At 66.6% G+C, this 14,076-nt stretch carries 12 protein-coding genes; 3 read left to right on the top strand and 9 right to left on the bottom strand.

All coding sequences use genetic code 11. The features are described 5' to 3' along the window. Positions 1–71: 71 nt before the first annotated feature. From DIE08_RS09975 to DIE08_RS09945, 7 genes are all read right to left on the bottom strand, one after another. Positions 72–926, bottom strand: a complete 855-nt coding sequence (locus DIE08_RS09975) for a DJ-1/PfpI family protein (protein ID WP_059604685.1) — start codon at positions 924–926, stop codon at positions 72–74. A gap of 153 nt (positions 927–1,079) precedes the next feature. Next, positions 1,080–1,826 carry an SDR family oxidoreductase gene (locus DIE08_RS09970; RefSeq protein WP_124901777.1) on the bottom strand — a complete coding sequence of 249 codons (747 nt, stop codon included), beginning with the start codon at positions 1,824–1,826 and terminating at the stop codon, positions 1,080–1,082. 341 nt (positions 1,827–2,167) lie between these two features. Next, entirely contained in the window at positions 2,168–3,019 is an 852-nt protein-coding gene (locus DIE08_RS09965) for a carbohydrate ABC transporter permease (protein ID WP_124901776.1), read from the bottom strand. A 17-nt stretch (positions 3,020–3,036) separates the two neighbouring features. Next, positions 3,037–3,981 carry a carbohydrate ABC transporter permease gene (locus DIE08_RS09960; protein ID WP_124901775.1) on the bottom strand — a complete coding sequence of 315 codons (945 nt, stop codon included), beginning with the start codon at positions 3,979–3,981 and terminating at the stop codon, positions 3,037–3,039. A gap of 54 nt (positions 3,982–4,035) precedes the next feature. After that, complete coding sequence (locus DIE08_RS09955; RefSeq protein ID WP_059604697.1) at positions 4,036–5,295, bottom strand: ABC transporter substrate-binding protein; 1,260 nt, start codon at positions 5,293–5,295, stop codon at positions 4,036–4,038. 63 nt (positions 5,296–5,358) lie between these two features. Next, positions 5,359–7,350 (bottom strand): beta-galactosidase, encoded by a 1,992-nt coding sequence (locus DIE08_RS09950; protein WP_124901774.1) that lies wholly within the window; start codon positions 7,348–7,350, stop codon positions 5,359–5,361. Between the two features lie 9 nt (positions 7,351–7,359). Continuing rightward, entirely contained in the window at positions 7,360–8,508 is a 1,149-nt protein-coding gene (locus DIE08_RS09945; RefSeq protein ID WP_124901773.1) for an ABC transporter ATP-binding protein, read from the bottom strand. Positions 8,509–8,699: 191 nt separating this feature from the next. Here DIE08_RS09945 and DIE08_RS09940 point away from each other — a divergent pair, with 191 nt between their 5' ends. Next, the gene (locus tag DIE08_RS09940; RefSeq protein ID WP_059604706.1) at positions 8,700–9,734 is read left to right on the top strand and encodes a LacI family DNA-binding transcriptional regulator; all 1,035 of its coding nucleotides are present in this window, start codon (positions 8,700–8,702) and stop codon (positions 9,732–9,734) included. A 105-nt stretch (positions 9,735–9,839) separates the two neighbouring features. On the opposite strand, the gene DIE08_RS09935 is transcribed toward DIE08_RS09940, so the two are convergent. Next, on the bottom strand, positions 9,840–10,481 hold the full coding sequence (locus DIE08_RS09935) for a GntR family transcriptional regulator (RefSeq protein WP_124901772.1): 642 nt from the start codon (positions 10,479–10,481) through the stop codon (positions 9,840–9,842). Positions 10,482–10,616: 135 nt separating this feature from the next. Here DIE08_RS09935 and DIE08_RS09930 point away from each other — a divergent pair, with 135 nt between their 5' ends. Beyond that, complete coding sequence (locus DIE08_RS09930) at positions 10,617–11,093, top strand: OsmC family protein (protein WP_124901771.1); 477 nt, start codon at positions 10,617–10,619, stop codon at positions 11,091–11,093. 117 nt (positions 11,094–11,210) lie between these two features. On the opposite strand, the gene DIE08_RS09925 is transcribed toward DIE08_RS09930, so the two are convergent. Beyond that, complete coding sequence (locus DIE08_RS09925; protein ID WP_124624626.1) at positions 11,211–12,161, bottom strand: LysR family transcriptional regulator; 951 nt, start codon at positions 12,159–12,161, stop codon at positions 11,211–11,213. 114 nt (positions 12,162–12,275) lie between these two features. Here DIE08_RS09925 and DIE08_RS09920 point away from each other — a divergent pair, with 114 nt between their 5' ends. After that, positions 12,276–14,027, top strand: a complete 1,752-nt coding sequence (locus tag DIE08_RS09920; protein WP_059604718.1) for an IlvD/Edd family dehydratase — start codon at positions 12,276–12,278, stop codon at positions 14,025–14,027. The last annotated feature ends 49 nt before the right edge of the window (positions 14,028–14,076 follow it).

Below are 14,076 nucleotides of genomic sequence, written 5' to 3'. Positions count from 1 at the left end.
CGGGCCGGCAACGTCGGCCTCGGCCTCCAGCGCGCCAGGCGGCGGCCATGCACGCATTGCAGGCAGGCGTTTCAGCGCACACCGGGGATTCGTGCGAGCCCCCTGGATGCGCCGGGCAGTTCCTTGTCGACCATCGCGATGACTTCCGGCCGCGCGTCCCTCGGATGACCGGAATGGAACGGCGGAGCGGGGTCGTATTCGATCACGAGCTGCGTGAATTCGGCGGCCTGTCGGCCGCGCAGCTTCGCTGCCACGCGAAGTGCGAAGTCGATGCCTGCCGTCACGCCGCCGCCGCTCATGAACCTGCCGTTGTCGTCTTCCACGAAGCGATCGGGAACGGGAATGGCGCCATACTCGGACAGCTTGTTGACGAAGGCCCAGTGGCATGCGCTTCGCTTGCCGTTGAGAATGCCTGTTGCGGCGAGCACGAGCGATCCGTTGCAAACCGACGTCACGTGTTTGGCGCTTTCCGCCAGACGCCGGATCTGCGCCTGATACTCCGGTCGCATCGGGGCCGTCAGATCGGACCCGCCGGGGACCAGGATCACATCGGTCTTCTCGATGTCGGCCAGTCGTTCGGTCTTGCCATATACGACGCCGAATTCGAGCGTCACGTTGCCGCCATTGAGGCTCGCGTAGCGAACGTTCGTATTGGGTAACCGGTGGAAAATCTCGCTGGGGCCGGCAAAATCGAGCAGCGTACCGCCGTCGTAGTTGACGATCAGAATATCGAGGGGTGCATTCGGCGCAAGTCGCCCTTCGCTGCCCGCCTGTGCGAGAGCAGGCGTGACGTGCCCGAGCAAGGCGCCACCACCCAGGACGGCGCCGAGCGTGGCGGCGCTGCCAAGCTTGAGCATATTGCGGCGCGAACTGCCTGCTCGGGTGAGTTGCGTTACGGAAGCATTGTTTTCGCTACTGTCGGTCAAGATGACTTCTCCTTGCACTGCGGCCCCCTCTGCGAACGCTACCAGGCTGGGCCGGATTGAATGACCGCCACGACGAAAGGTGTGGCGGACGCGAGATCGGGATGTGGATGAGCCGGCGTTGCGCGTCTGGCTCCGGAATCGTGAACCGCAGGCTCAAAGCTGCGAGGCACCGCCATCGACGACCAGTTCGGCGCCAACGACGTAGGCAGACTCGTCGCTCGCGAGATAGAGCGCCGCGTAGGCGATGTCCTCGGCCTTGCCCAGGTGGCCCACCGGAATCGCTGCAGCGAACTCGGCCCGACGGTCGCGAACCCATTCGTCGGACATGCCCCACTTTGTGATCAGCGGCGTGTTCATTGCGCCGGGCGCGATCGCGTTGAAGCGGATCCTCCGGTCGAGAAACTCATAGGACCAGCTGCGGGCAAGCGATCGCACCGCGGCTTTCGCCGCCGCAGTCAGCGAGATGCCGTGCTTACCGGTCTGCGCCACGAACGACGTATTGAGGATCACTGAGGAACCGTCCCGCAAGTCAGGAAGCACCGCTTGAAGCGTGAACACCACACCCTTGACGTTGACGTCCATGATCTCGTTGTAGAGTTTGTCGTCGATGTCGTCGACTGCTGACGGGAAAGCCCAGCCAGCATTGGCGAACACGATATCGAGACCGCCGAACTGCTCTTTTACCTCGGCGGCAATCGCGCGCATGTCCTTGATCGAGCGCACGTCACCCTTGAGAACGATCGCATTCTCGCCAAGCTCGGCCTGCACACGCTCGAACACGGCGTCATCGCGACCCGTAACCGCGACTCGGGCGCCTTCGGCAATGAACAGCTTCGCGGTTGCAAGACCGATGCCACTGGTTCCACCGGTGATCAGAGCTGACTTGTTCTTGAGCCTCATCTTCCATTCCTTTCCATGGTCGTGTGATTGATCAGGCCGCAAGCGCGAAACGCAATCGCGTTCGTGCGCCTTTCCCGGCTTGATCGTCCGAGGGAAGTATGGAACGTGAGGTCAATGGCGCAAAGGTCGTATAACCCTCAAAACGCGCCACCGCATCCGAACTGACGAAAACGTATCCGGCGTTCAGTCACGCCAGTGTCAGGCAGACACAGCTGGACTGAAGCGAGTCGATAACCGATATTCCGCTCGGCTCCGCCAACAATAAAAAAGCCCGCCGAAGCGGGCAATCCTCTCGATGAAGAGGGGGAGATCCGAATCCGCGATCGGCGGTCAGGGCGCGTTCACCCTTTGGTCGCCCCGAACGTCAGCCCCGCGACGAAATGCTTCTGCATCGCGAAGAACATCGCGACCGACGGCAACGCAGCGAGAATCGACCCGGCCGAGACCAGGTTCCACGACGTCGTCCATTGCCCCTTCAGCGCCGCTACCCCCGCCGTGATCGGCGCGGCCTCGTCGCCTTGCGTGAGACACAGCGCCCAGAAGTAATCGTTCCACACGAACGTGAACACGAGGATCGCAAGCGCGGCCAACGCCGGCCGGATCAACGGCAACACGATCCGCCAGAACACCGTCCACTCGCCGGCCCCTTCGATCCGTGCCGCCTCGATCAGCTCGAACGGCAACTGCTTGATGAAATTCCGCAGAAACAGCGTGCAGAACCCCGTCTGAAACGCGACGTGAAAGAGAATCAACGCCTCGACCGTATTGAATACTCCAAGCCTGAGCGACAAATCACGCACGGGAATCATCAACACCTGCACGGGCACGAAATTCCCCGCGACGAACGTCCCGAACAACGCGACATTCCCGCGAAACCGGTAAGTCGCCAGCGCGAACCCGGCCATCGCGGCAAGCGCGATCGCCCCGAGCACCGACGGCACCGTGATCTGCACGCTGTTCCAGAAGTAATGCAGCATCGGCGACGTGGTCAGCGCGTCGCGATAGTTCTCGATCATCGAGAAGTGCCGCGGCCAGCCCCAGTAGTGACCTTCGACCAGTTCCTCGGTCGAGCGCACCGACGTGACGAACACCGCGATCATCGGCAGCAGCCAGATCAGCAGCGCAACGGGCAGCGACAACTTGTACAGCCTGCGCGAGACAGGCTTCCATTGAGCAACGGGAGTCGGAAACATGATGGCCACCGGTCAGGTTATTGCTCGTTGCGCAGCATGCGGCGCAACTGGAACACGATGTAGACGAGCATGATCGCGAACAGCACGACCGCGATCGCCGCGGAATAGCCGAGCCGGTAGTACTTGATCGCCTGGTCGTACATGTAATACGCGAGCACGGTCGAGCTCTCGAACGGGCCGCCGCTCGTCATCACCGAGATCAGGTCGAAGCTGCGCAGCGCGCCGATCACCGTGACGACGATCGCCATGAACGTGGTCGGCCGCAACTGCGGCAGCACCACGTGCCACAACAACGCGAAACCGCGCGCGCCTTCCATCCGCGCGGCTTCGATCTGCTCCGGGTTCACCGACGTGAGGCCGGTGAGGTACAGGATCATGCAGTACGCGGTTTGCGGCCACAGCGCGGCGAACACGATGCCGAACGTCGCATAGCGCGCGTCGCCGAGCACCGGGATGCCGTGTCCGGCGATCAGCGCGAGCAGCCCGAAGGTCGGATCGTAGAACCACGAGAAGATCAGGCCGACGACCACGCCGGACAACACGAACGGTGCGAAGAACAGCGACTTCACGAGCCGGATGCCCGCGACCGCCTGGTTCAGGTACAGCGCGAGCGCGAGGCCGAGCGGCGGTGCGAGCATGAACAGCGCGAGCCAGATCACGTTGTTGCGCAGCGCGGTGTAGAACGTCGGCGCGTGCAGCAGCTCGGCGTAGTTCGCGAGACCAACGAACGTGCGCTCGGTCATCCCGTCCCAGTTGCAGAGGCTCAGCCACAGCGTGGACAGGATCGGCCAGATCACATAGACGGCAACCATTGCGCACGCGGGCGCCAGAAAGAGCCACGCGGCGCGCCGTTGCCGCCGCGCGGTTGGCGACGGCCGGCGCGCGCGCAGTGCGGCGGGCGACCTGCCGGCCGGCGGCGCGGCAGGCGTTTCGACGGGTCTGGACGTGATCGGACTGGACACGGCAAGCCTCCTGGGCGGACGCGGCGGCACGGGGCCGCCGCAGGGGTCACGCGGTTACTTCTTGTAGATCCGCTTGCGGGTCTGCTCGAGCTGCGCGAGCACGGTGTCGAGCTGCGCGGGATTGGCAAGGAACTGCTGCATCCCCTTCATCCCTTCGTCGGCCATTTCCTTCGTCATGTCGCGGTCGTAGAACTGCGCGACGCCGCCCCGGGTGTCGGCGAGGATCCGGAAGCCGATCCGCGAGATCGGATCGGCCGGCTCCGGCGACTTGCTGTTGGCCGACAGCGAGCCGAGCCCTTCCGCGAGCTTCGCGCCCATTTCAGGCGTTTCGACGAACGCGAGGAACGTGTGCGCGTCGGCCTTGTTCTTCGCCTTGGTCGGGATGTGCAGCGATTCGACCGGGCCATCCTCGGCGGTCGGCACCTTCGGGTCGATGATCGGGAAGCGGTAATAGCCCATTTCCTGCTTCACGTTCGGCGGAAAGCCCGCGGCGATGAAGGTGCCCATCAGCATCATCGCGGCCTTGCCCTGGAACAGGAACGGCTGCGCGCCGTCGAGATCGTAGGACAGCGCGTTGTCGATGAAATAACCCGAATCGATCAGCGATTTCCACGTCGTGTAGACCTTCTTCACGCGCGGGTCGGTGTACGGCACGTCGCCGGCCATCAACTGCTGGTGGAACGCATTGCCGTTCAGGCGCAAGTCGAGATAGTCGAACCAGCCGGCGAGGGTCCATGCATCGCGGCCGCCGACCGCGATCGGCGTGATGCCGGCCGCCTTCAGCTTCTTGCACGCATCGAGAAACTGGTCCCACGTCTTCGGCTCGTCGGCGATGCCGACCTTGCGGAACAGGTCCTTGCGGTAGAACAGCCCCCACGAGTAATAGACGGTCGGCGCAGCGTACTGCTTGCCGTTGTACGACGATGCGTCGCGCGTCGACGCGTACATCGCGCCCCAGCCGTTCTTCGCCCAGTCGCCGCTCAGGTCCTCGAACAGCCCGCGCTTCGCGTAGTACGCCATCCGCTCGCCCGCGTGCCAGTTCACGACGTCGGGTGCGACGGTCGTGAGCCACGCGGGAAGCTGCACCTTGTACGCTTCCTCGTCGACGAAGGTGGGCTTCACCTCGATGTCAGGATGGGCCTTGTGGAACGCCTCGAGCGTCGACTGCCAGACCGCACGCTGGCTGGCGCCCTTGAACGCGATGTTGATCGTCAGCGTGCCGGCATCGGCCGGCGCCGTCGTGCCGAGCGATGCCAGTGCGACAGCGGCGGCCGTGGCGAGCCGGGTGGCGACGCGAAGGGGGCGATGTGTCATACGTGTCTCCTGTTCTGGGTGTCGTTGTGCGTCACCGGCGCATCGTGACGCCGGTGACGGTTGTTACGAACGGCTTCGATACGCGGCCACGTCCTGCGGCCCGACGTGCGCCGTGCCGAGCACGAACGCGGACGGCGGCACCGCGTCGATCGTGTGCGGCGCGTCGCCATAGTTGAAAACGTAGGTCAGGCCGCCGCGCCGGCTCACGCGCACGCCGTCGCCGAGCGGCGTCGGTGTCAGGCCGGCTTCGGCCGCGACATCGGCGAACAGCCGGACGGTGGTCGCATCGTCGAACAGCGCGGCCCAGTAGTGCAGCGTGCCGTGCGACACGCAGGCCGGATGGCCGTCGGCGAAGCGCGCACGCACGACGCTCCGCGTGTTGTCGTGAAGCTCGACGAAGTCACGCCAGTGGCGTGCCTCGCCAGCGAGCGGCGAGCCGTCGCGCAGCGTGCCGTCGATCCGCTCGGTCACGTTCGGCCGCAGCGATTCGACGCGCCATACGCGCATTGGCAGGATCGAGGCGAGCGGGCCGGGCGGCAGCGTCGGCGGAATCTGCAGGTCGATGGTCTTCGAACCGGTGCGCGGGCCGAACACCGCGTGCGCGCCCGACGCGGCGAGCCGCGCCGCGAAGTCGTCCGGCACGATCGGCAGCGGCGGCACGACGACAAGCCGGTAGCCGTCGAGCGGGGCGTGTGCCGACACGATGTCGACATCGAGGCCGAGCGAGCGCAGCGCCGAGTAGTACTCGAATGCGAAACGCGGGTAGTGGAAATCGGCGCCTTGCGGCTGCACTTCGAGCAGCCACTTCGCTTCGTAGTCGAACACGAGCGCGACGGGCGCACGCACGGCCCCGTTCGCATCGGCATCTGCGCCGGCGCCGAGCACCGCGGCGATTTCATGCGCGACCCGTTGCGCCTCGCGGCCGCCTTCGTCGAGCTTGTCGTCGGGCGTGTGCAGGCCCGCATGCATCTGCTCCTGCGCGAACGGCGCCTGGCGCCAGCGGAAGTACGACACGCAGCCGGCGCCGTGCGCGAACGCCTCCCAGCTCCACAGGCGCACCATGCCCGGCAGCGGCGCTGGGTTCCAATGCGCCCAGTTCACGGGCCCCGGTTGCTGCTCCATCACCCAGAACGGCAGCTTCGACATGCCGCGGTAGAGGTCGTGATTGAACGACGCGAAATCCGGGTGGCCGGTGCGCAGCCAGCGCGCCTTCACGTCGGGCGCGAACCATTGCTCCTCGAGCGCGCCGAGCGGGTAGCTGTCCCACGTCGCGACGTCGAGGTCGCGCGCGACTTCGTAGTGGTCGAACTCGGTGAAGAGCTGCATGAAGTTGTGCGCGACGGCGCGGCCCGGCGAATGCGCGCGGATCACGTCGACCTGCATCCGGTGATAGCGCGCGACTTCGTCCGACGCGAAGCGCCGGTAGTCGAGGCGGTGCGACGGATGCGCTTCGGTCACGGTGCCGACCGGCGCGTCGACTTCGTCGAAGTGGCGGTATTCCATGCTCCAGAACACGGTGCCCCACGCGCGGTTCAGTGCGTCGATCGTCCCGTAGCGCGCCTTCAGCCATTCGCGGAAGCGCAGGAGCGCGGCCGGCGAGTAGCTGACGACCGTCTGGTGGCAGCCGAGTTCGTTGTCGGTCTGCCAGTAGCGCACGGCCGGATGGCGGCCGTAGCGTTCGGCCACAGCGGTGCAGATCCGGCGCGACGCTTCCAGATAGGTCGGCGACGAGAAGTCGTAATGGCGGCGCGAGCCGAACTTGCGCGGCAGGCCGTCCGCGCCGATCGCGAGGATCTCGGGATGACGGTCGACGAGCCACTTCGGCGGCGTCGCGGTGGGCGTGCACATCACGATCTCGAGCCCGGCCGCGCCGAACACGTCGACCGCGCGATCGAGCCAGCCCCAGTCGTATTCTCCGGGCGACGGCTCGATGCGGCTCCACGCGAATTCGGCGATCCGCACCTGCGCGATGCCGAGTGCCTTCATCCGGCGGGCGTCGCCGGCCCACATCGATTCCGGCCAGTGTTCCGGGTAGTAACAGACTCCAAGGCGCATGCCCGATCCTTATGCGTAGTGGTGGACGGGAAGTTCGGCGCACGCGGGCACCGCGCGGCCGTCTTCGGTGAAGAGATGGCAGGCCGCGGCCGGCGCATGCGCGTGCACGCGCTCGCCGCTGCGCACAGCCGCGTCGCCGGGCACTTTCGCGATGAGCGGCGTGCCGCCGGGCTGATCGAGGTGCACGTAGGTCTGCTCTCCGAGACGTTCGACGAGCACGACGTCGCGCGCGAGCGTCGTCGCGTCGAGCGCGGCGCCGAGCGTCAGGTGTTCGGGGCGGATGCCGAGCGTGACGGCGGCACCGGGCGCGAGCGCGGAGCCGTCGCGCGGCAGCGTGAAGGTTTCGCCGGACGGCACGACGGTGACGGTCGTGCGCTGCGCGTCGCATGCGGCGACGACGGCCGGCAGGAAGTTCATTCGCGGCGAGCCGATGAAGCCGGCGACGAAGCGGCTCACCGGATGGTGATAGAGCTCGAGCGGCGCGCCGACCTGGGCGATGCTGCCGTGCCGCGCGGTGTCCGCGCCGGCATGCAGCAGCACGATCTTGTCGGCGAGCGTCATCGCTTCGGTCTGGTCGTGCGTCACGTACACGACGCTCGCGCGTTCGAACTGCCGGTGCAGTTTCGCGATCTCGACGCGGGTCTGACCGCGCAGCGCCGCGTCGAGGTTCGACAGCGGCTCGTCGAACAGGAACACGCCGGGCTCGCGCACGATTGCACGGCCGATCGCGACGCGCTGCCGCTGCCCGCCCGACAGCGCCTTCGGCTTGCGCTCGAGCAGCGTATCGAGCTGCAGGATCCGCGCGGCGTCGCGCACCTTCCGGTCGATCTCGGCCTTCGGCACGCGCGCGAGCTTCAGCCCGAACGCCATGTTCTCGTAGACCGTCATGTGCGGAAACAGCGCGTAGCTCTGGAACACCATCGCGACGCCGCGTTCGGCGGCCGGCACGTCGTCGACGCGGCGGCCGTCGATCGAGAGCTCGCCGTCGCTCAGGTCCTCGAGGCCCGCGATCATCCGCAGCAGGGTCGACTTGCCGCAGCCAGACGGACCGAGGAACACGCAGAACTCGTGCGCGCCGATCTCCAGATCGACGTCGCGAATGACCGGCGCGTGCTCGCCATAGGCTTTCTGCACGCGCCGCATCGAGATGCTCGCCATTGTCTCCGCTCCATGTTTTAATGCGCTTTCGTCGATGCTTAAGCGCTTAATCATCGCGATCAAAAAAAAGAGCCGATAGCGATCGCGGCCGAGTCGCGCCCGTCGCGGGGGCGGCAAGGTGTGCGGCGATGATGCGCCGCTTCGATGAGCGAAGCAAATACTGGATCAACGTCTCATATAGTGAGCAATGGATGGCGACACTCGATGAAGTGGCCCGCCGCGCCGGCGTGACGGCCGCGACGGTGTCGAACGTGCTGCGCAATCGCGGCCGGGTTGGCGATGAGACCCGCGCGCGGGTGCTCGAAGCGGTGCAGGCGCTCGGCTACCGGCCGCATCTGGCCGCGCGGGCGCTGGCGGAAGGGCGCGCGCCGACGGTCGCGCTGATGGTGTCGAGCATCGCGAACCCGTTTTATCCGGAGTTCGCGCTCGCGGTCGAGCGCGCGGTGCGCCGCAACGGGCAGTTCCTGATCGTCTGCAATACGAATGAAGACCCGCTGCAGGGGCGCGCGTATCTCGACCAGATCGCCGGTACGATCTCCGAAGGCATCCTCGTGACGAACGCGAACCTGCACCTGCCGGATCTTGCCGACGTTGCGCGGCGCGGCGTGCCGGTCGTGCTGTGTCTGTGGGAGCGGCCCGATGCGCCGCCGGAAGGGTTGCCGTGCGTCGCGGTGGATTTCCGCGAGGCGGGGCGGATCGCGACGCGGCATCTGGTCGAACTCGGGCATCGCGAGATCGGCGTGATCGTCGGCGGGTCGGCAAACGGCGTGCAGGCCGCGCGCTACGACGGCTTCGTCGATGTGATGCGCGAAGCCGGGCTGGACGCGTCACGCGTCGGCGCCGGGCACGATTCGATCGAAGGCGGCGTGCACGCGGCGGGGCAGTTGCTGGACGCGCATCCCGGGCTGACCGCGCTGGTCGCGACCAACGACCTGCCCGCGATCGGCGCGCTGCACGCAGCGGCCGATCGCGGCAGGCGCGTGCCTGACGACCTGTCGATCGTCGGCATTACCGATATTCATCTGGCGAGCGATACGCGGCCTACGTTGACGACGGTCGCGATCCCGACTGGCGAGGCGGCGGGGCTCGCGGTCGAGCTGCTCAATGCATTGCGCGAGGCGGGCGGGCAGATCGACGATGCGTCGCGCGTGCGAACGGCGTCGGCCCCGCGGCTGGTGGTGCGCGGTACGACAGGCCGTGTATCGAGTGAGAGCGCGACGCGGTAGATATCGCGCGGGGCGGCGCGGAGCACTTCGAGGTTCCCGCCGCAACCGGCGCGGCCCGCCGCGCAGCCGCGTGCGGTGTGGAACACGGCAGACGCGGCGCCGGCCTCAACCGCCTTCGACGAGCCGCATCACGATGCTTCTGGCCGATTCGAGGTGCGCGACCGTCATCGAACGGGCGGCGCGCGCATTGCGCGCGCGGCACGCCTGCAGGATCTCCTCGTGCTCGACCTGGAACGACGGCGTATCCGCGAGCAGCGTGACCTGCAAGCGCTCGTAGCGTTCGACCTGGCTGCGCAGTTCCCCGATCGACTTCAACTGCCGCGCGTTGCCGCAGCACGAATACAGCAACGCGTGGAATTCGCGGTTCAGTTCTCCCTGCCGGCGCGGCACGGTCGCGTCGCCGAGCAGGCGATGAACGAGTTCGGCGCGCGCGAGCGTCTCGTCGTCGAGCCGTTTTACGCTCCGGTAGATCGCATCGCCTTCGAGCAGCGCGCGCAGATCGTAGATTTCCTGCACGTCCGACGGGCTCAGCATGCGCACGACGGCGCCGCGATTCCTGAAGATATCCAGCAATCCTTCGCGTTCCAGACGCTGGATGGCCTCGCGCATCGGAATCCGGCTGATGCCGAACCGGTCGGCCAGGTCGCGTTCGACGAGCCGTTCGCCGGCTTCCAGCTCGCCGTTGACGATCATGTCCCGCAGCGATGCGGCCACCGCGTCCGCCGTGGAGTCGAGTTTGGCTTCCATGCCTGCGTGTTCCTCATTTCATTTTGGAATAATGGTATACCAAATGGAATTCAGGTGCCAAAATGGCGGCCATTGGCGGGCTTCACGAAATGAAATCGGGCCTGGTCCAAACAACCGACATCACTGGAGAGCGAGATGGCGTCTGGCGAACACAAGTATCGAGTTGCAGTGCAGTGGACGGGCAACCGCGGCACCGGCACGTCGGGGTATCGCGAGTATGGCCGCGATCATGTGATCCGCGCCGGTTCGAAGCCCGACATTCCCGGTTCGTCGGATGCAGCCTTCCGCGGCGACGCGTCGCGCTGGAATCCGGAAGACCTGCTGCTGGCGTCGGCATCGGCGTGCCACAAGCTCTGGTATCTGCATCTGTGCGCCGAGGCCGGCATCCGCGTGCTCGCGTATGTCGACAACGCGGAAGGGACGATGCTCGACAGTCCCGAGCAGGGGCGCTTCACCGAAATCGTGCTGCGCCCGCACGTGACCATCCAGGCCGGTGACGATCGCGAGCGGGCGGAACACCTGCATCACGATGCGCACGCGAAGTGCTATATCGCGAATTCGGTCAACTTCCCGATCCGCTGCGAACCGGTGATCGAGTTTGCAGCCGCGTGACGCGTTGGCGATGGAAAGCAAGATGAAGCTTTTCTACGACTCAAGCAATGAACGCATGGCGCAGCACTTCGTGCTCGAAGAAGTCAACGCGGGCGGGCCACACACCCCGTCGCTGCGTCACAGCGCGACGCCGTAAACCTCCCGCGCAGCCGCCCGAATCGCGTCGGCCATCACCTCGACGGCCGGCGAATGCAGCCGGTCGGTGCGCGTGATGATTCCGAAATCGTCCATCCGGCAGTCCATTTCCAGCGGCAGCACCGTGACGATCCCGTGTCGCGCGTAGTACCGCGCGACATCCTCCGCGAGCACCGCGATCATGTCGCTCTGCTCGATCAACTGCGTGATGAACAGCAGCGCGGCCGTCTCGACGACGTTCGCCGGCGGCGCGAGGCTCGCGCGCTGGAACACGAGCTCGAACCGATGGCGCAGCACGCTGCCGGCCGGCGGCATCACCCACGCGGCGCGCTGCACGTCGGCGAGCGACAGCGGCGCCTGCGCGAGCAGCGGATGGCCGGGCCGCACCACCGCGGCGACCGGCTCGCCGGTCAGCGGCTCGTAGCGCAGGTGCAGCTTGTCGTGCTCGGCGGACAGCCGGCCGAGCACGATGTCGAGCTTGTCCTGCGCGAGGTGTTCGAGCAGCGCGTTGCTCGTGTCGATCGCGACGGACACCCGCACGTTCGCATGTGTCCCCTTCACGGCCGCGACGGCCGGCGGCACGAGCCGCAATCCCGGCGACGTGATCGCGCCCACCGCCACGTGCCCGAGATGGCCGGCCTTCAGCGCGGCCAGTTCCTCGCGCGCCTGGTCGAGGCTGCCGAGCGCCGCGCGCGCGTGGCGGATCAGCGCGTCGCCATACAGCGTCGGCCGCATCCCGCGCGGCAGCCGCTCGAACAGCACGGCGCCGATCGATTCCTCGAGCTCGCGCAGCAGCTTCGACGCGGCCGGCTGCGTCATGTTCAGCGCGGCCGCCGCGCGGTGAATGCTGCCTTCGTCGGCGAGCGCGACGACCAGCAGCAACTGGCGCGTCTTCAGGCGATTGCGGTTTCCCCACGGGCTGGCTTCGGTCATCGTACGGGTTTATATCGATATCGGAATCGATATCGTAATCGCCTAAAACGTCATTAGCGAGTTATCAAAATTCTGCCTAGACTGCGCCGGTATCCCGTCACCACAGGACTGACGATGTCGGCAACAAAACCCAGGCTGCGCTCCACCCAATGGTTCGGCACGAACGACAAGAACGGCTTCATGTACCGGAGCTGGATGAAGAACCAGGGCATTCCCGATCACGAATTCGACGGCCGGCCGATCATCGGCATCTGCAACACGTGGTCCGAACTGACGCCGTGCAACGCACACTTCCGCAAGCTCGCCGAGCACGTGAAGCGCGGGATCTCGGAGGCCGGTGGCTTCCCGGTCGAGTTCCCGGTGTTCTCGAACGGCGAATCGAACCTGCGGCCGTCCGCGATGCTCACGCGCAATCTTGCCTCGATGGACGTCGAGGAAGCGATCCGCGGCAACCCGATCGACGCAGTCGTGCTGCTCGCCGGCTGCGACAAGACGACACCGGCGCTGCTGATGGGCGCGGCGAGCTGCGACGTGCCGGCGATCGTCGTATCGGGCGGCCCGATGCTGAACGGCAAGCTCGAAGGCAAGAACATCGGCTCGGGCACGGCCGTGTGGCAGCTGCATGAAGCGCTGAAGGCCGGCGAGATCGACCTGCATCACTTCCTGTCGGCCGAAGCCGGCATGTCGCGCTCGGCCGGCACCTGCAACACGATGGGCACCGCGTCGACGATGGCGTGCATGGCCGAGGCGCTCGGCGTCGCGCTGCCGCACAACGCGGCGATTCCGGCCGTCGATTCGCGCCGCTACGTGCTCGCGCACATGTCCGGCATTCGCATCGTCGAGATGGCGCTCGAAGGGCTCGTGCTGTCGAAGGTCCTGACGCGCGCCGCGTTCGAGAACGCGATTCGTGCAAACGCGGCGATCGGCGGCTCGACCAACGCGGTGATTCACCTGAAGGCGATCGCGGGCCGCATCGGCGTGCCGCTGGAACTGGAAGACTGGATGCGCATCGGCCGCGGCACGCCGACGATCGTCGACCTGATGCCGTCGGGACGCTTCCTGATGGAGGAGTTCTATTACGCGGGCGGGCTGCCGGCCGTGCTGCGCCGGCTCGGCGAAGGCGGGCTGCTGCCGCATCCGGACGCGCTGACGGTCAACGGCAAGTCGCTGTGGGACAACGTGCGCGAAGCGCCGAACTACGACGACGAAGTGATCCGCCCGCTCGACCGGCCGCTGATCGCGGACGGCGGAATCTGCATCCTGCGCGGCAATCTCGCGCCGCGCGGTGCGGTGCTGAAGCCGTCGGCGGCGAGCCCCGAGCTGCTGAAGCATCGCGGCCGCGCGGTGGTGTTCGAGAACCTCGAGCACTACAAGGCGACGATCAACGACGAAGCGCTCGACATCGATGCGAGCTCGGTGATGGTGCTGAAAAACTGCGGGCCGCGCGGGTATCCGGGGATGGCCGAGGTCGGCAACATGGGGCTGCCGCCGAAGCTGCTGCGCCAGGGCGTGAAGGACATGGTGCGGATCTCGGATGCGCGGATGAGCGGGACCGCGTATGGCACGGTCGTGCTGCACGTGGCGCCGGAAGCAGCTGCCGGCGGGCCGCTCGCCGCCGTGCGCAACGGCGACTGGATCGAGCTCGATTGCGAGGCCGGCACGCTGCACTTGGATATTACGGATGACGAACTGCAGCGCCGCCTGTCGGACGTCGATCCGACCGCGGCACCGGGCGTGGCCGGGCAGCTCGGCAAGGGCGGTTACGCACGGCTGTATATCGATCACGTGCTGCAGGCCGACGAGGGGTGCGACCTCGACTTCCTGGTCGGTACGCGCGGCGCGGACGTGCCGAGCCATTCGCATTGAGCGGCGGGCAGGTGCATACCGACAAGGGCGGCGGCGGGGCCTGAGGGAA

Origin of the sequence: Burkholderia sp. Bp9004, assembly GCF_003858025.1 — a bacterium.
GTDB lineage: Bacteria > Pseudomonadota > Gammaproteobacteria > Burkholderiales > Burkholderiaceae > Burkholderia > Burkholderia diffusa.
This window is presented reverse-complemented; position numbering and strand designations above follow the sequence as displayed.